Genomic DNA, 17,376 nt, shown 5'->3' with positions numbered 1-17,376 from the left:
CGCGGGCCACAGTAGTTCAGGCCCTAGCGGCTACCTACGAATCCGAACACCTCGGATCATGTCGCAAGCTCAGCCGAACATGCCCCCATCCACCGTGAATTCCTGGCCGGTGCAGTAGCTGCTGGCGTCGGAGGCGAGGAACAAGACCACCCGGCCCACCTCTGCTGGCTCGGCGACGCGCCCGAGAGGCACACCGCGCAGAATGCGCCGGGTGCGGTCGCTGTCCTCGGTGAACACGTTGGTCTGCGCCAGCATCTCGGTGTCGATGTAGCCGGGGTGCACAGAGTTCACCCGCACGCCGCGACGCCCAAGTTCCTTTGCGGCCGACTTCGTCATGCCGCGAACCGCCCACTTGCTGGCGCTGTAGGCGAACGACCCGGCGGTGCCCATCAGTCCCGCGACCGAGCTGATGTTGATGATCGAGCCCGACTCGGCCTCTGCCATTGCCGCGCCGGCCTTCTGCATGCCCAGGAACACACCGCGGGCATTGATCGCCAGCATGCGGTCGAAGTCGGCAGTGGAGGTCTTCATCAGACCCGCGCCCTGAAAGATGCCGGCGTTGTTCACCAGCACGTCGATGCGGCCGTGGCGACCGACCACGTCGGCCACCACCGAGTCCCACGCCGCGTCATCGGCAACGTCGTGGTGCAAGTAGTCGCACCCCAGCTCGCCCGCAGTGCGCTCGCCTTCGTCGTCGAGCACGTCGGTGAGCACCACCGTCGCTCCCTCGTCGGCAAAGAGCTGGCCTTCGATTGCGCCCTGCCCTCGTGCACCGCCGGTGATGATCGCAACCCGTCCGTCCAGAACACCCATCTGCTGTCCCCCTATGTCAAATACGGTCGGCCTCGCGCCACACCTGCGCGCGAGTGACGGCGAGACCCTAGACCTCGACGGACACGGGTGCCGTTGCTGTCGGCGAACCAGTCGGGATCGCTCAGTGACGGCTGGCGGCCTGCAGCTCCCGGAGGATGCCGGTGAGCTGCTCGCCGTCGTCCGGCGTGTTGACGGGAATCGAGAACTCGATGCGGTCGATGTGGGGGCCGTACCGCTCAGCGAGCAGCCCGCCGATCCGGTCGTAGGTGCCGACGGTGGCGATGGTATGCAGCATCTCGTCCGACACGATCGCCGAGATCTCGTCCCAGCGTTGAGCCTTGGAGAGGACCGCCGCTCGCTCTGCCTCGTCCATCCAGTCGTGCACATCGAAGGCCGCCCGGTAGGCGGGTGTCGAGAGGTAGAAGCCGACGCGCTCGCGCACCGTACGGGCCACGGCGGCCAGGGTTGCCTCGTCCGGCGCCGTGGCGACGAGGGGTTTCATGCACCATTCGACTTCATCGGCATTGCGCCCGGCCCGCTCGGCGCCGCGAGCGACCGCGGGCGCCATCACCTCGGTGATGTAGCGAGGCGAGCACACCGGGTGCAGCCGCACACCGTCGGCAACCTCGCCGGCGACAGCGCACATGTTGGGGTTGATCGCGGCGATGTGCACCGGGACACCGGGGTGGTCGATCGGGCCGGGATCGAACAGCGGCACCATGAGGTTCAGGCTGTAATGCTCGCTCTCATACTCCAGCGGCGTGCGGTCCTGCCAGCAGCGCCACACTGCGCGTACAGCGCCGACGTAGTCGCGCATCCACGGCCCCGGTGCTGACCACTCCATGCCGTAGCGGCGCCGGATATGGCCGCGCACCTGTGAGCCCAGTCCCAGGATCGACCGTCCCCCAGATGCCTTCTGCAACGTCCATGCCGACAGAGCGGTGACGGTCGGCGACCGCGGAAATGCCATCGCCACCGAGGTGCCGAGCCCGAGCGTGGTGGTTGCCACTGCCGCCATGGCGAGCAGCTGGTACGGGTCGTCCTTGGTCTCCTCCACGACGAGAGCGTCATAGCCCAGTGCCTCGACCTGTGCAGCGGCTTCGCCGATGCTCGTCACGTCGAGCGGGACATCGGGTGCGCGCAGCCCGGGGTCGAGCTTGCCCAGCGGCAGCAGCGTCTCGGCTTTCATGATTCAGCCCTCCACGAGCAGGCTCGGTGTGCCGCCTGCCACGAACCTGTCCAGCTGTGCCAGGAACAGGTCGTCGTTGCGGGCTGTCATCCCGCTGCCGGCACCGCCGATGTGGGTGGTCATCACGACCTTGGGGTGCTGCCACAGCGGGCTGTCGCCGGGCAGCGGCTCGACATCGAAGACATCGAGCACTGCGGTCGCCGCACGGTCGCCATCCAGCCACTCCAGGAGAGCGTCGGTGTCGATGACTGGGCCCCGGGCCACGTTCACCAGCACCACGTCGTCACGCAGAGCCGACAGGAAGTCAGCGTCGACCAGCCCGCGGGTCTCCTCCGTGAGCGGGCAGGTCAGCACCACCACATCGGCGAGCGGCAGTTCATCCGCGATGGCCTCCATCGTCACCATGGCGTCCGTGGCCTTGAGATCGGCATCGTCGGCCACGCTGCGGCGAGCGCCCACGACGGCTGCGCCGAATGCGCGGGCCAGCGTGGCCACCTTGCGGCCGATCGAGCCGAAGCCGACGATGAGCCAGCGGCTGCCGCGCACCTCCCGCCAGGGAACCTGCAGCCAATCGCCAGCCCGGCGCCGGTCGATCCGTCCCGCCCAGTCATGAAACGTGCTCAGCACCAGCGACATCGTGTGCTCGGCGGTGGCATCGTTGGGCGCGTCGCTGCGGCTCAGCTGAACGCCCGCGGCAAGAAGCTGCTGGAACGGCGGTGCATCAGTTCCCGCCAAGCAAGCCTGCGTCCAACGGAGTGTTCCCGGGGCCAGTGCCGCATCGACGAAGGGCGCCAGGTTGCCGCCGAAGAGCAGCCCGATCGAGACCCAAGCGGCGACCGGTGCGTAGCCGGCGTCGCCGGTCGGCACGCCGCCCGCATCGGCGATGACCGAGCCGTCGTTGAGCGTCACGCCCTCACGGCTCCACAGCAGCGGCGTGATCACGTGATCAAGCGCCGACAGCCGATCGGCCAGTCGCCCGTAATCGTCGGCGGGCAGCAGCACTTGGGGAGAGTCCACGCAGGCACGCTAGGCACTCCCAACGGCCGCTGCCTTCACGGATCTCTGCGGCCGGTGCCATGCCGCCCACGATGTGATCGCCGCTGATCTGCGCCGCTGCGGTGCGCTGGCCGCACAATCGACTGGTGACAGCCATAGGGTGCGCTGCGATGCGGACCGGCGACGCCCCGAGCGCGACGGCGGGCGCGCCTGACGAGGTCGCTGCGACCGAAGACGGCCCGATGCAGCGTTTCGGCCTGAACTTCGTTCTGGTCGCGACGATGGTGCTCGGACCGTTCCCGATCATGGCGCCAGCCGTGGTGGCGGTCGACCTCATCGGCGATCTCGGCATCACGACCGGTGCGTTCAGCGTCGCCCTCACCGCCAACACGGTCGTCGCAGCACTCTTCGCGCCGCTGTCAGGCCGTATCACCGATCAGATCGGGCCGAAGGTGTCCACGGTGCTCACGATCGGCACTGCCGGGGTGGGCCTGTTCGGCATGGCATTCGCGCCGAACGTGTGGCTGCTCATGGCGGCAGCGGCGTTCTCAGGCCTCGGTCAAGGCTGGTGCAATCCGGCCACCAACAAGCTCATTGCCGAGCGCGTCCCGGAGGGTCGTCGCGGCACCATCACCGGCCTGAAGCAGTCCGGCGTCATGTTCGGCACGTTCCTGTCGGGTGCCACGCTGCCGACACTCGCCACCCTGTACGGCTGGCGCTGGGCGACCGGCATCTACGGCGTGGTGACGCTGGTGTGCGCGCTGGGCATCGCGCTGTGGTTGCGGCCCGACGCCAAGACCGGCAGCGAGCCGGTCTTCGCCTACGAGGCGCCGCCGGGTGCGGTGTTCGCCGTCGCGCCCGCGCAGCCCAGGGTGGTGCGCATGGGGCTCGCGGAGCGCCGATTCATCATCACGATCACGTGGTTCTCGCTGCTGATGGGCAGCGTCGTGGGCGGCGTCGGCCGCTTCCAGATCCTCTTTGCGGAGGAATCGCTGGGCTGGACCAACTTCTGGGCCGGATGGGCCAGCGCCCTAGCCGGCGTGACTGCAATCGGATCGCGCATCTGGTGGGCCCGGCTCACCGAGCGGCGGGTGCACCCCGCGAGCGCGTTGGCCATCCAATCCGCGTTCACGGTGGTGGCGATGGCGCTGCTGCTCGGCGCGGCAACTGTCCACAGCAGCCTCATATGGGTGATGTCGCTGCTCGCCGGGTTCACGATGATGTCGTGGAATGCCGTTGCGATGCTGGCCATCATCACCGGCATTCCCGTCGCGCTGGCAGGCCGGGCGTCGGGCATTGTGATGCTCGGCTTCATGTCCGGACTCAGCATCGGAGGTCTCGTCACGGGCTACGTCGCGGAGTGGACGGGCAGCTTCAACTTGGTCTGGTCGGGTTTCGCAGTGCTTGCTGCCGGCGCGACCCTGCTGGCGCTGATCATGCGCCGCCAGGGTCGCGGTGCCCCCCAACTCCGGGGTGCCGAGCCTCCAAAGGGGTTTGCCGACGCGACCTAGGCTGACGGCCATGGGGGACGACTTCGGCATCGAGTACCAGAGCGGTTTCGGCAATGAGCACGTCACCGAGGCAGAACCCGGCGTGCTGCCGATCGGCCAGAACAGCCCTCAGCGTGTCACCCACGACCTGTACACAGAGCAGCTGACCGGCAGCGCGTTCACCGCGCCAAGGGCGGACGCGCTGCGTACCTGGATGTACCGGATCCGCCCGTCGGTACGCCACGTCACCGCGCTGCGCGACATTGAGGCGGGCAACCTGCGCACCTCGCCCTGCCGTGAGGGCACGCCACCGGTGGCGCAGCTGCGCTGGAGCCCGATCGGGGTTCCCGACGAGCCCCTGAGCTGGCTCGAGGGCCTGTGCACCCTTGCGGCCAACGGCGACGCCCACCTCGGCACGGGTGCCGCAACGCACCTCTACGTCGCCAATCGCTCCATGGACGACGAGGTCTTCGCCAACGCCGACGGCGAGATGCTGATCCTGCCCCAGCAGGGCGCGCTGCGACTGGTGACCGAGCTCGGCACCCTCGCCGTTGGGCCTGCGGAACTGGCCACGGTGCCGCGTGGCGTCAAGTTCCGCGTCGAGCTGATGGAGGAGTCCGCCCGGGGCTACGTGTGCGAGAACTACGGCGCCCCGTTCCGGCTGCCCGACCCGGGGCTGATCGGCGTGGATGCGCTCGCCATGCCCCGCGACTTCCTGTTCCCAATGGCTGGCTACGAGGCTGACGATCGACCCACCCGGCTGGTCTTCAAGCACGGCGGCCGCCTGCTCGAAACGCACCTGCCCCATTCGCCGCTCGACGTGGTGGCCTGGCACGGCAACTTCGCCCCCTACAAATACGACCTGCGCAACTACTGCCCCCTGGGGCCGCTGTTGTTCGACCATCCGGCGCCGTCCATCTGGACATTGCTGACGTCCCCGTCAGACACGACGGGCACTGCCAACGTCGACTTCGTGCTGTTCCGCGAGCGCTGGGCCGTGCAGGAGCACACGTTCCGGCCGCCCTGGTACCACTCCAACGTGATGAGCGAGCTGATGGGGCTCATCGAGGGCACCTACGACGCCAAGCCCGAGGGCGGATTCCTGCCCGGCGGCGTCAGCATCCACAACGCCTTCCTGCCCCACGGTCCCGACATCGAGGCCTACGACGCCGGCACCACGGCCGAGCTCGAACCCCGCCGGATGGCCGACATGCTCGCCTTCATGTTTGAGTCGCGCTATGCTTGGATCCCCACGGCGTGGGCTGCCCAGTTGCCTGAGCTGCAGAGCGACTACGCCGACGCATGGACGCCGCTGGATGACCGCAGCGCCCTCCGCCGCAACGGCGACGGCTGAGCGCTTGTTGCAGTGGAGCGTCGGCTGATGGCTGCGACACGAGCGAGTGCGGATCTGGGCGGCCGGGTGGCGATCGTCACCGGCGCCGGGGCACGTGGCGACGGCATCGGCAACGGCCGCGCAGCGACGATCCTGCTGGCCGAGGCCGGCGCGCATGTGGTGGCGGTGGACCGCAAGCCCGAGCTCGCCGAAGCGACGGTGGGGATGATCGCCGCCGAGGGGGGCAGCGCCGTCGCCGTCGGTGCCGATGTGACCGTCGAAGCCGACTGCAAGGCGATGACCCAAGCTGCGCTGGATAACTGGGGCCGGCTGGACATTTTGGTGAACAACGTCGGCATCGGCAGCAGAGGGACGGTGGTGACCGAAGAGGTGGACCGCTGGGAGCGGGTGATGGATGTGAACCTGACGTCGATGGTGCTGGCGTCTCGGTATGCGATCCCGGCGATGATCGAGCACTCGGGCGGGGGAGCGGTGGTCAACATCTCGTCCATCTCGGCGCTGCGGCCCCGCGGCATGACCGCGTACTCGACCTCCAAGGGGGCGATCATGGCGCTCACGGCCGCCATGGCCGTCGATCACGGCACCGATGGTGTGCGGGTGAACTGCGTGGCCCCCGGACCCGTGCGCACACCGCTCGTCGGCGGCGACGAGATGCCCGACGAGCTCGCCGAAGCCCGTCGACGGGCCAGCGTGCTGAAGATCGAGGGAAATGGCTGGGATGTCGGCGCGGCGGTCAGGTTCCTGTGCACCGACGAGGCCCGCTACATCACCGGCCACACGCTGGTCGTCGACGGCGGTGTGACGCTGCGAGGACCGACTCGGGCCTCGCCGCGGGGCTGAACCGGACGCCGCCGTCACTATTCGCGCTGGCTGAGCTGGCTAGCCGCCGTCGCGCCGCCGCGCCGATCGGCTATACCCGCTGCTGGCGGAAGCCGCTGGCGTAATGCGTTTCGGGCAGGCGTCTGCTGCCAAACAGCTTCTCGCGCAGCGTTCCCGGCTGGTACTCCCGCTGCACGAGACCTCGCTCGCGCAGCACCGGCACGACACCTTCGATGAAGTCCACGAACGTGCCGGGGGTGGTGGCATACACCAGGTTGAAGCCGTCCACGCCCTGGTCCAGCCGGCGCTGCATCCCGTCTGCGATCTGCTCGGGCGAACCCACCAGGAATTGCCCGGCCATGTTCAGCTTGATGAGGTCGCCGAAGGTGCGGGTGCCCGGCCGCGCCGAATCCAGCAGCGACTTCACCGGGCCGCGCACGCCCTCGGTATTCAGCGTCTCGAGCGGCTGGTCGGGGTCGATGTGGCTCAGATCGATGTTGAGGTTTCCGCTCAGGTGTGCCAGACCTGCCTCCAGCGAGAGCGTCTCGAGATAGTCGGCGTGCTTGGCTTTCGCCTCGGCCTCCGTGCCGCCCACGATGGGGGACAGGCCGGCGATGACCTTCACGTCATCGGGGTGGCGACCGACCGCACTCACCCGGCGCCGGATGTCCTCGGCTATGCGTGTCAGGCCCCGCGAGGCCGCTACGACAAACACGCATTCGGCGTGTTTGGCCGCGAAATCGCGCCCACGATCCGACGAGCCCGCCTGGTAGATCACCGGCGTGCGCTGCGGAGACGGCTCCGCGAGGTGCGGTCCGGCCACCGAGTAGTACGGGCCCTCGTGGTCGATCGGCCGCACCCGGTCAGGGTCGGTATAGACGCCGCGCTCGGTGTCAGCCACCACCGCATCGTCAGACCAGCTGCCCTCCCAGAGCTTGTAGCAGACGTCCAGGTAGTCCTCGGCTCGCTCGTAGCGCGTGTCGTGCTTGGGCAGCCGCGGGTAGCCGAGGCTCTGCGCACCGTTCTGCAGGTACGAGGTGACGACATTCCAGGCCACCCGCCCGCCCGTGAGGTGGTCGAGCGTGGAGATCTGGCGGGAGAAGGTGAACGGGTGCGCCTGCAGCACGTTGCTGGTGAAGGCGAACCCTAGGTGCTCGGTGACCGTGGCCATTGCCGGGATCAGCAGCATCGGGTCGTTCACGGGCACCTGTATCGCCTCGCGCAGCGAGGTGTCGGCGCTGCCCCGGTAGGTGTCGTACAGCCCGATGACGTCCGCCAGGAAGATGGCGTCGAAGCATCCGGCCTCGCAGATCCGGGCCAGCTCCAGCCAAGGCTCGAGCGAGGTGTATTCCCGCTGGCGGGTGTCGTCGCGCACCCACAGCCCCTGCTGGATGTGGCCCACGCAGTTCATCGTGAACGCGTTCAGGATGATGCGCCGGCCTTGACCGTCTGCCCCCGCTGCCGCCGCCACGGGAGTCAGTCTCGCACCACTGGCTGCGAGCCGTCCCGCCCTGTCAGCGGGAGTTGGGGCTGGGGGCTGCGAGGTAGCTGTCGACAATCTCGGCTGGGTCGCCGACGGCGCGGATGCGGCCCTCGTCCAGCCAGACCACCCGGTCGCAGAAGCGCCGGATCTCGTTCATGTTGTGTGTGACCAGCACCACCGAGCCCGACGCCGAGCGCACGTCGTCGATGCGCTCGGCAGCCAGCCGCCGAAACTCCTCGTCGCCCACCGTCAGCGCCTCGTCGATCAACAGGATCTCGGGAATCCGGGCCGTGGCGATGGCGAAGCGCAGCCGGGCGCGCATGCCCGAGGAGTACGTGCGCATCGGCCGATCAATATCGGCGCGCAGCCCGGCGAAGTCGATGATCTCGTCCATCCGGCGCTCCACCTCGGAACGGGTGAAGCCCAGCGCCAGGCCGCCGATCAGGATGTTGCGCCGCCCCGACAGCGCCGGTCGCAGCACCGACGACACCCCCAGCAGCGACGGCCGCGACCGTCCCCGGATGCTGCCCGAGCGCAGCGGCAGCAACCCGGTCATCGCTGCGAGGAGCGTCGACTTGCCCGCACCGTTCGGCCCGATCAGCCCCAGCGTCTCGCGCTCGAACAGATCCAGCGTCACGCCCTGCACGGCGGGGATCATGCGGTACTGGCGACGCATCCGGCCCCGGGCGAAGCCCTGCTTGAGGCCCATGGCAGGCTCCTCGAACACCCGGTAGCTGACGTGGGCGTCTCGCACCTCGACCGTGACGGCGGAGTCGCTCACGCGCCGAGCCTCTGCTCGGACCGGTGGAACACCCAGAATCCGATTGCGGGCATCACGATGCACCACATCACGAGACCGGCCACCACCCAGGGGTCCACGGGTTCGCCCAGCAGGCACCAGCGCGCGCACGTGATGACGTCGTAGAGCGGGTTGAGCGCGAACGCACGCCGCCACGCCGTGCTCTGCACGAACGCGTCGACGCTGAAGATCACGCCCGAGCCGTAGAACAGCAGCCGGAACAGGTGCGGCAGGATCTGGCGCAGGTCGGGCAGCGTGGTGCCGATGCGGGCCACGAGCAGCGCAGTGCCGAAATTGAAGGCGAACTGCGCTATCAGCACCGCCGGCAGCACCAGCCAGCGAAGCGTCGGCAGCTCACCGGTCGCCAGCACCGCCAGGATTGCCAGCGCCAGTGCGGGCACGAACGCAGCGGTCTGGCCGTTGACCGACGCTGCGGGCAGCAGGATGCGCGGGAACTGGATCGAGCGGATCAATCCCATGTTCTGGGTGATCGAGGTGGATGCCTCCAAGGTGACCCGTTGGGTGAGATGGAACAGCACCACGCCGACGATGAGGAATCCCAGGAAGTTGTCGACCCCGCGCCGGGTGTCGATGATGACGCCGAACACCAGGAAATAGACCCCGACCAGCAGGGCCGGATTCACCAGGTGCCAGAGCTGGCCGAGCGTGGTGTCCATGTTCTGGGCCCGCAGGTCCTGCGCTGGCACCACGATGGCGAACTCGCGCCGACGCCACGCCTCGCGCAAGTAGGTCCGCGCCGTCGGCCTCGATGTCAGGTCGATGAGCGGCCGGACCGCCGCATCCCCCGAACTGGAGCTGCCGGAGCCGTCGGCGGCTTCAGTACTCACGATGGTCATCCTACGAAGGCCCCGCAGGGTGAGCCGAAGGGCCTCGTTGCAGGGTGGCGACCCTCAGCAGGGGCATACTCACGCGGCCGAGTGATGTCCGGCATCGGATGTCTGACCGCAACGGAACGCCCGTGTTCACACCGCCTGCACACCGTCCCACGCCGCCGCCCGCCGCCGTGCGGGGCAATGACTGGCGCTCGCTGGGGGTGGCCCCGCTCGACGTGTTCGAGCCGCTGCTGCCGGTGACCGTGGTTGTTCCCTACTACGAGGCGCCGGATGCGCTGGCGCTGACGCTGGCGGGGCTAGAGCGCCAGACCTATCCCCGGGATCTCTTCGAAGTCATCGTGGTGGACGATGGCTCCGACCCGCCGCTCGACCTCGCTGAGCTCGAGCTAGCTGCGCTCGACGGCACGGGGCCGAGCGCGCTGAGCCTGCGTGTCGTGCACCAGGAAGACCTCGGGTTCGGCTTGGCCCGGGCTCGCAACAACGGCGCCCGTGCAGCCCAAGGCGATGTGCTGATCTTCCTGGACTGCGACATGGTGCCCGAGGCCGACTGGTTGGCCGCCCACGCCCGCTGGCACCACGCCGCCAGCGACCTGCTCACGCTGGGATTCCGCCACCACGTCGACGTGGACGGCATCGGGGTGGCCGACGTGCGCGACCGGCACGGGACACTCGCCGATCTCTTCGAGGGACGGCCGATCCAGCGCCCCGAGTGGATCGAGCGTCGCATGGAGGCCACCGACGATCTGGCCTCCGATGCCGATGACATCTTCCGAGCGGTGACTGGCGGGAACTTTGCTGTGTCGAAGGCATTCTTCGAGACTGCAGGGACGTTCGACGAGTCCTTCACCCAATGGGGTTCGGAGGACATCGAGTTCGGCTGGCGTGCGTACGCGCTGGGAGCGGTGCTCGTGCCCGAACGCTCGGCGCTGTGCTGGCATCAGGGCGAAGGCGCAGTGCTCAGCGAGGACGAGACGGTCAGCCTGGCGCAGCAGCGCGACAAACTGTCGCACCTCATTCCCGACCGGCGGTTGCGAACCTCGCCCCCCGGCCGCTCCTACACCGTGCCGCAGTTCGCGGTGACCGTGCAGCCGGGGCACGTCGACGAACCCGAGGTGCTCGACACAGTCGAGCAGGTGCTGGCCAGCAACCTCCACGACCTCGTGGTGTGGGTGGACGAGCGACCGGGCGAGCCATTCGAACGGCTCAGTCGCCTGCTCGACCCCGACCCGCGGGTGAGCGTGGGCGAAGCTGGAGGCTCGGCGCTCGCGCATCCCGCAGCGGCATTCCACGTGCTGGTTCCCGCTGGCGCGGACATCCGGCCACGAATGCTCGACCGGCTCCAGAACCAGCTCGGCACGGCCGCTGCGGGCGAGTCTGATCTGGCCTCAGGTCACCGGGTCGGCATCACCCGCGGCTGGGCGGTCCACCGTGCCCGCCGCTCAGGGCGGACCGTGGCTGAGTTCGGTGCTGTTGTCGAGCTCGACGTGGACAGCCTCCAGGTCACCCAAGAGGCCAAGCCAAAGGGATGGCTTGCCGGCAAGCTCCATGGGCCCGCCAAGCGATTCTTGCGGTTGTGGGCCCGGATGCGTCGGCACTTGGGGACGTTGTCTGTTGCGGTTCGACGCATCAGGCGGCCGGCGGATGTAGCCCGCCTCATCGCGATGGTCGCTCGGGCAGTGTGGTGGCGCGTCAAGAACCTCCGCTGGAAGTTCCGCAGTCTGTGGTGGACATTGCGACGGGCTCGCCGCAGCGCGAAGAAGCGCCTGCGCATCTGGCTGGGTCTCCAGCCCCGCAGCCAGCGATACGTGCAGCGCCTCGCCCGCTACCCGCTCGGAGCCGAGATCGTGGCCGCCGGCCGCGAGGCATCGGCGGTCTTCGCTGCCTCCACCAGGGTGGCAACCCACGTCGGCGACGACGGCGATCATCACGTCGACGTCGTTGTGGCCGATTCGGCCAAAGCCGGCGAGGCGGCGCTTCGAGGTGCTCCGGGCGAGCGGCGGCCGGCAGTCGCCGTACTGGTGGACATGGCCCCGCTGGCCAGGGTGCAGGCCTTCAATCCCGAGGCGGTCAACCCGATCGGCTGGTCGGCCGGGTCCGAGCCGGAACCGGTGTCGGTGCGATCGCTGCTGTCACTGGCGCGTGGCTCGATCTTCAGTCTCTACCTCGGCGGCGAGCTGCTCACCGACCTGCGCGCCCCGCACCATCTCACCGACTGCGCCGCCGACCACCGAGACGCGGTGCAGCGGGCAGGAGCGCTGGCGGCGTTGGCTGGCGCCGGCGTTGTCGTGCACATCGACGCACCCGATCCGCAGCTCGCAGCGACGCTCGGGCCGGCATTGCACGACCTGATGGCGTCGGATGATGTCGCCGGTGCCGATGCGCACCGCCGCGAGCAGCTCAGCATCGAGATGCGGCGCTGCGCGCTGCGCGACCACTCGCTGCGCAGCCGGGCCCGCCAGATCCTCTCGGCCACGGGCATCAGCGCCCAGCCGCCCGAGGTGTCCATCTTGGCGCCGACCCGGCGGCCGGACCGCGTCGCCGATGTCATCACGACCGCCGCCCGCCAGACCTACCCTCGCCTCGAGCTGGTGCTCGCCCTGCACGGCGATGGCTTCGACAGCGACGCGGAGATCGAATCGCTGGCAGGCGACCTCGGCCACCCTCTCCGGATCGTTCGAGTCGACAGCACGGAGAACCTGGGAGGGGTGCTGCGAGCTGCCGCAGAGGCAGCCGGCGGATCGCTGCTCACCAAGATGGACGACGACGACTACTACGGCGCCGAGCACCTCTGGGACCTGGTGCTCGCGCACGAGTACTCCGGAGCCGAGTTGATCGGCAAGTCCGCTGAGTACGTGTACCTCGAACGGCTCAACACGACCGTGCGCGACCAGAACCGCCAGAAGTTCTCGGAGCGCTACATCCCCTTCGTGGGCGTCTCGGGCGGCGTGCTGATGATCTCCCGCCACGACCTCGAAGCCGCCGGAGGATGGCGGCGGGTGCCCCGGCGGGTCGACATCGCCCTGGCCCACGACGTCACGCTGGCCGGCGGGCGTATCTATTGGACCCACGGCGCCGGCTACTTGCGGGTGCGCCACGGCGACGAGCACACCTGGAACGTCGAGGACAGCCACTTCTTGGGCCGCGCCAGCGAAGTGCGTGAGGGTTGCGATCTGTCCTTCGCGGGAGTCGAAGAGGCCTGACCGCTCCCGTCCTGCGAGACTGGGGCCATGAGCGGCACCGTGGACCTCACAGCGAACGAAACCGAACTCCAGCGCTATCTCGACGAAGTCGACGAGAACGGCTACTGCATCGTCGAAGGCGCCATCGAGCCCGAGCTGGTCACCGAGATCCGCGAGACCGTCGCCAGAGTCGAGGACGAGCTGAACGTGCAGCCGAAGGGCAACCGCATCGAGGGATTCGCCACCAAGCGCATGTACAACCTGCTCCACAAGGACCGGTCGTTCTGGAAGTTGCCGATCCACCGCAATGTGCTGCCGTTCCCGCAGCACCTGATGGAGCCCGGGGCGATCCTGTCGGGCACCACGTGCATGCACATCGGTCCCGGCGAGGTGCACCAGGGCCTGCACTCCGACGACGGCCTCGTCGATCAGATCGACGTGCCGCGGCCCCGCCCGCCGTTCATGGTCACGACCATCTGGGCGTTCACCGACTTCACCGACGAGAACGGTGCCACCCGTCTGGTGCCCGGCTCGCACCGCTACGACCACGAGCCCCAGCCGGGCGAGAAGCCGGAGTACATCGCAGCCGAGATGCCGGCCGGCTCGGTGCTGATCGTGAACGGCGGCACCTGGCACTGCGGCGGCGCCAACACGTCCGAGGACGACTGGCGCCTGGGCATCAGCGTGCAGTACTGCCGGGGCTGGATGCGCCAGCAGCAGAACCAGTACTACAGCCTCGCTCCCGAAGACGTCCGCGACATGCCCGACGAGCTGGCGGCGCTGTGCGGGTTCAGTCTCTACCGGGGGATCATGGGCCACATCGACGGTGCCAGCCCCGGCCGGTTCCTGGGCGCTGAGGGCCTGGCCGAGACCGCATACGCGGCGCGGATCAAGGCCATCGACGAAGGCGAAGAGATCGGCGGCATCGGCACCGCTGAAACGGCCTAGGTCACGAAGGCAGAAGGGATGCCATCATGGAACTGCGCGATCGGGTTGCGATCATCACAGGCGGCGGAGGCGGCATCGGCGGAGCTACCGCTCGGCACTGGATGGCCGAAGGTGCTCGCCACGTCGTCGTCGCCGACTACAACGCCGAAACCGCCCAGGCGGTTGCGGACGAGATCGGCTGTGAGGGCGTCGGGCTCGACGTCACCGACGAAGCGGCCGTTGCCGATCTCGTCGAACGCACGCTCGAGGCGCACGGCCCGATCGATGTCTTCTTCTCCAACGCCGGCGCCGGCGCCGACGGCGGCGTGGATGCCTCCAACGACGCATGGCAGTCTCAATGGGAGCTGCACGTGATGAGCCACGTGTACGCAGCCCGTGCCGTGCTGCCTTCCATGCTCGCCCGGGGCGAGGGCTATCTCGTGCACACCGCCAGCGCCGCCGGATTGCTGGCGGCCATGGGCTCGGCGCCCTACTCGGTCACCAAGGCAGCTTGCATCAAGCTGGCCGAGATGGAGGCGATCCTGCACGGCGACGACGGCATCCGGGTCTCGGTGCTGTGCCCGCAGGGCGTGAACACCGCCATGGCCCCGCAGCGACTCGCCGATGGCGGCACCGACGGCATCGTCGAGCCCGAGTTCGTGGCGCAGGTCATCACCGAGGCGATGGCCGAGGAGCGGTTCCTGATCCTGTCCCACCCCGAGGCCCAGACCTACGTAGAACGCAAAGCCTCCGACCCCGATCGCTGGCTCAGAGGCATGCGCCGGCTCCGCCAACGCTCCCTCGACGTCGAGGAATCCGCTTAGCTCCCAGTGCCGAGCAAGGCAGTGCGGCACGTCGTAGCGTTGCCGCCATGGCTGATTCCGATGTCAAGGCACTGACGGGGGGGCTCGAGCTCCCCGACTTCGAGACCACAGCGTTCACCACGCCCCCGCCCTTGGCGGAGGCCAAGGTCGCCATCGTGACCTCGGCGTCGCTGCACCATCCCGACCAGGACGATTTCGAGCCGATCGATACCGGCTACCGGGTGCTCGACGGCAGCCGTCGCGATTACATGTGCGGTCACTGGAGCCCCAACTTCGACGCCACCGGGATTGCCCTCGACCTCAACACGGTGTTCCCGATCGACCGTCTCGATGAGCTCGCCGCCGACGGCACCATCGGCGAGGTCTCCGACATCCACCTGTCCTATGCCGGCAACCAGTTCGACCTGTCCGGCGTTCGGATGGACTCCGGGCCGGCGGGGGCCAAGTTCCTGCGTGACCACGAGGTGGACGTGGTCTTGTTCACGCCCGTCTGACCGCTGTGCACGCGTACGGTCAGTACGCTCGCCCACGTTTTCGAGGAAGCCGGTATCGCCACCGTGGCGCTGGGCTCCATCGGCGCCCACATCCAGGGAACCGCCCCGCCGCGAGGCCTCTGGTGCGACTTCCCGCTGGGGCGCCCGCTCGGCAAGCCCAACGATGCCGACTTCCAGCACCGGGTGCTGGCCCACGCCTTCGGGCTGCTCACCTCGCCCGAGCCGGTTGTGGAGAAGTTCGCGGAGTCGATCGACGACGACGGCACCGCCACCATGTCGTGCGAGCTGCCGCCGCGGCACGACCCCAGCCTGCATCCCGCAGTCGACGAGGCCAACGGGCTGCGTCAGGCCTACGACCGGGCCGTGGCCAAGCTGGGGAACCGCACCGGCGCGGGGCGAGTCGTGGCCGCCGACGACATCGGTGCGGCCGTGCAGTCATTCGTGCGGGTGGCCGAGGGCACACCGTGGAAGGAAGCCGGCATACCGGGCATTCCGGCACGGGTGGCACAAGACATCCGCGGCTACTACGAAACCGCCGCGCTGGCGTTGGCCGAGCACGCACCGGCCCCGTGGGCCGGCGCTCGCTGGTTCTTCACTTCCACTGAGGCGGGCCGCACGATCATGGCCGCCCGCAAGGCCATGGCCGACGCCGGCGAGAAGCAGCCCATCTGGTTCTTCCTGGCACCAGGCGACATGTAGCGGATGCCGCCTCGGGCGGCAAACCGCACAGATGAAGCTCATCTCGTGACTGTGCCCATGAGACGGCAGCCCGGCGGCGTTTCGTGCTGATCGGCCGGCCCTTCCATGGCTGGCGCGTGGCGTGGGCCGGCTTCTGGGTGCTGTTCATCGTGTACGGCCTGCAATTCAGCTACGGCACCTTCGAGGGCGCCATCAGCGCAGACACCGGCTGGTCGACCAACTGGCTGCAGCTCGCGTACGCGCTGTACATCCTCAACTACAGCGCCATCAGCGTCTGGAGCGGGCAGCTCACCGACCGGATCGGCCCCCGTCAGGTCATCGCAGTGGGCGCCCTGCTGCTGGCTGCCGGCTACCTGGTGCTGTCGTCTGCGCCGAGCTTGGTGCTGGTCTTCATCGGGCTGGCGGTGATCGCGCCGCTCGGCATGTCGTCGTCGTGGGTGCCCGCGAATGCCACCGTCGTGCGCTGGTTCACCGCTCGGCGCGGCTTGGCGACGGGCATCGTGGGCTCGGGCGGCAGTGCCGGCGGGATCGTGGCACCGCCGATCGCTGCGTGGCTCGTCTCCCAGTTCGGCTGGCGCACGGCGATCGCCGTGATGGCCGTGGTGGGCGGCGTATTCATGGCGGCCACCGCCATGCTGTTCGTGCGCGATCCCGAGTCGATCGGCCAGTATCCCGACGGTCGCGCGCCGGATCCCGCTGACCGCCCGCTCGCCCGTTCGCGGGTCGTGTCGAGGCCGGCGGGATTCGTGGTGGAAGCCACCCGCAGCAGCGCCCCCGACGCCGAGAATCCCCGCACGGCGTGGACGGCCTCCGCTGCGTGGCGCACCTCGGTGTTCTGGCGCATCTTCGGCATGTTCGCGCTGACGTTCGTGGTGGTGTTCGTGCCGTTCGCGCATGGCGTCCAGTACGCCCGCAGCCTCGGTTTTTCCTTGCAGTGGGCGTCGGGAGTGATCAGCTCGGTGGGCGTCGGAGGCCTCGTGGGGCGCATCGTGACAGGCCCGCTGTCGGACCGCATCGACCGCCGCCGGGCCGTGGGGCTGGCGCTGGCGGTCGAGACACTGTCGTTCGTCGGCTTTGCCGTGGCCGACAACCTGGTGCTGTTGTACGCCTCGGCGATCGCGTTCGGGCTGTCCTACGGCGGGAGCGTGGCGGTCTTCCCGGCGCTGGTCGCCGACTACTTCGGCCGTACCCATGCCGGAGCGATTGTCGGTCGCTTCTTCGCGACCGCAGGATCGTGTGCAGCGATCGGGCCGTACGTGGCTCAGCTGCTGCTGAATGCAACGGGGGGCTATGGCTGGACCTTCACCATGGCGGCAGTTGCCAATGCGTGTGCACTGGGGCTCGCATTCACGCTGCCCCGGCCCGGTCTGCTGCCCAAGAGCTGAACGGCCGCTGGGACCACGGGTTCGCTCTGTGTTGCCCGCGCTTGTGCACTGCGTTCACGGGCCGCTCGGGC

General features: G+C 68.8%; 15 protein-coding genes. 9 read left to right on the top strand and 6 right to left on the bottom strand.

All coding sequences use genetic code 11. The features are described from left to right. Nucleotides 1–69 precede the first annotated feature (69 nt). The 3 genes from ACOQPE_RS00945 to ACOQPE_RS00935 all read right to left on the bottom strand — a co-directional run bounded on the left by ACOQPE_RS00945 (nucleotide 70) and on the right by ACOQPE_RS00935 (nucleotide 3,019). Entirely contained in the window at nucleotides 70–813 is a 744-nt protein-coding gene (locus tag ACOQPE_RS00945; protein ID WP_419916333.1) for an SDR family NAD(P)-dependent oxidoreductase, read from the bottom strand. Nucleotides 814–934: 121 nt separating this feature from the next. Then, nucleotides 935–2,002, bottom strand: coding sequence for a TIGR03617 family F420-dependent LLM class oxidoreductase (locus ACOQPE_RS00940; protein ID WP_420610073.1), 1,068 nt, complete (start codon nucleotides 2,000–2,002; stop codon nucleotides 935–937). A 3-nt stretch (nucleotides 2,003–2,005) separates the two neighbouring features. Continuing rightward, entirely contained in the window at nucleotides 2,006–3,019 is a 1,014-nt protein-coding gene (locus ACOQPE_RS00935) for an NAD(P)-dependent oxidoreductase (RefSeq protein WP_420610072.1), read from the bottom strand. A gap of 125 nt (nucleotides 3,020–3,144) precedes the next feature. Here ACOQPE_RS00935 and ACOQPE_RS00930 point away from each other — a divergent pair, with 125 nt between their 5' ends. Genes ACOQPE_RS00930 through ACOQPE_RS00920 form a run of 3 tightly spaced genes read left to right on the top strand, consistent with a single transcriptional unit; the run spans nucleotide 3,145 to nucleotide 6,682 of the window. Continuing rightward, on the top strand, nucleotides 3,145–4,509 hold the full coding sequence (locus ACOQPE_RS00930) for an MFS transporter (RefSeq protein WP_420610071.1): 1,365 nt from the start codon (nucleotides 3,145–3,147) through the stop codon (nucleotides 4,507–4,509). Between the two features lie 10 nt (nucleotides 4,510–4,519). Continuing rightward, entirely contained in the window at nucleotides 4,520–5,842 is a 1,323-nt protein-coding gene (hmgA, locus tag ACOQPE_RS00925) for a homogentisate 1,2-dioxygenase (protein WP_420610070.1), read from the top strand. 27 nt (nucleotides 5,843–5,869) lie between these two features. After that, nucleotides 5,870–6,682 carry an SDR family NAD(P)-dependent oxidoreductase gene (locus tag ACOQPE_RS00920; RefSeq protein WP_420610069.1) on the top strand — a complete coding sequence of 271 codons (813 nt, stop codon included), beginning with the start codon at nucleotides 5,870–5,872 and terminating at the stop codon, nucleotides 6,680–6,682. Nucleotides 6,683–6,752: 70 nt separating this feature from the next. Here the strand turns inward: ACOQPE_RS00920 and ACOQPE_RS00915 are convergent, their stop codons facing one another. From ACOQPE_RS00915 to ACOQPE_RS00905, 3 genes are read right to left on the bottom strand one after another with little or no spacing between them, the layout of a single operon-like run. Then, nucleotides 6,753–8,132, bottom strand: coding sequence for an LLM class flavin-dependent oxidoreductase (locus ACOQPE_RS00915; protein WP_420610068.1), 1,380 nt, complete (start codon nucleotides 8,130–8,132; stop codon nucleotides 6,753–6,755). A gap of 43 nt (nucleotides 8,133–8,175) precedes the next feature. Then, the gene (locus ACOQPE_RS00910; protein WP_420610067.1) at nucleotides 8,176–8,925 is read right to left on the bottom strand and encodes an ABC transporter ATP-binding protein; all 750 of its coding nucleotides are present in this window, start codon (nucleotides 8,923–8,925) and stop codon (nucleotides 8,176–8,178) included. After that, nucleotides 8,922–9,791 carry an ABC transporter permease gene (locus ACOQPE_RS00905; RefSeq protein WP_419916325.1) on the bottom strand — a complete coding sequence of 290 codons (870 nt, stop codon included), beginning with the start codon at nucleotides 9,789–9,791 and terminating at the stop codon, nucleotides 8,922–8,924. Before ACOQPE_RS00905 ends, ACOQPE_RS00910 begins: the two co-directional genes overlap by 4 nt. A gap of 107 nt (nucleotides 9,792–9,898) precedes the next feature. Between ACOQPE_RS00905 and ACOQPE_RS00900 the strand changes: the two genes are divergently transcribed. The 6 genes from ACOQPE_RS00900 (at nucleotide 9,899) to ACOQPE_RS00875 (ending at nucleotide 17,305) form a co-directional block, all read left to right on the top strand. Next, nucleotides 9,899–12,997 (top strand): glycosyltransferase, encoded by a 3,099-nt coding sequence (locus ACOQPE_RS00900; RefSeq protein ID WP_420610066.1) that lies wholly within the window; start codon nucleotides 9,899–9,901, stop codon nucleotides 12,995–12,997. A 27-nt stretch (nucleotides 12,998–13,024) separates the two neighbouring features. Further along, the gene (locus ACOQPE_RS00895) at nucleotides 13,025–13,924 is read left to right on the top strand and encodes a phytanoyl-CoA dioxygenase family protein (RefSeq protein ID WP_420610065.1); all 900 of its coding nucleotides are present in this window, start codon (nucleotides 13,025–13,027) and stop codon (nucleotides 13,922–13,924) included. A 26-nt stretch (nucleotides 13,925–13,950) separates the two neighbouring features. Further along, nucleotides 13,951–14,727 carry an SDR family NAD(P)-dependent oxidoreductase gene (locus tag ACOQPE_RS00890; RefSeq protein ID WP_420610064.1) on the top strand — a complete coding sequence of 259 codons (777 nt, stop codon included), beginning with the start codon at nucleotides 13,951–13,953 and terminating at the stop codon, nucleotides 14,725–14,727. Next, nucleotides 14,667–15,221 (top strand): glycine/sarcosine/betaine reductase selenoprotein B family protein, encoded by a 555-nt coding sequence (locus tag ACOQPE_RS00885; RefSeq protein ID WP_420611333.1) that lies wholly within the window; start codon nucleotides 14,667–14,669, stop codon nucleotides 15,219–15,221. The genes ACOQPE_RS00890 and ACOQPE_RS00885 overlap by 61 nt, the downstream gene beginning before the upstream one ends. A 63-nt stretch (nucleotides 15,222–15,284) precedes the next feature. Beyond that, nucleotides 15,285–15,920, top strand: coding sequence for a hypothetical protein (locus ACOQPE_RS00880; RefSeq protein WP_420610063.1), 636 nt, complete (start codon nucleotides 15,285–15,287; stop codon nucleotides 15,918–15,920). Nucleotides 15,921–16,003: 83 nt separating this feature from the next. Further along, complete coding sequence (locus tag ACOQPE_RS00875) at nucleotides 16,004–17,305, top strand: MFS transporter (protein ID WP_420610062.1); 1,302 nt, start codon at nucleotides 16,004–16,006, stop codon at nucleotides 17,303–17,305. Nucleotides 17,306–17,376: the final 71 nt, after the last annotated feature.

The organism is Candidatus Poriferisodalis sp. (assembly GCF_965219595.1).
Taxonomy (GTDB): domain Bacteria; phylum Actinomycetota; class Acidimicrobiia; order Acidimicrobiales; family Poriferisodalaceae; genus Poriferisodalis.
The sequence above is the reverse complement of the archived record's forward strand: the minus strand, read 5'-3'. Positions and strand labels throughout refer to the sequence as shown.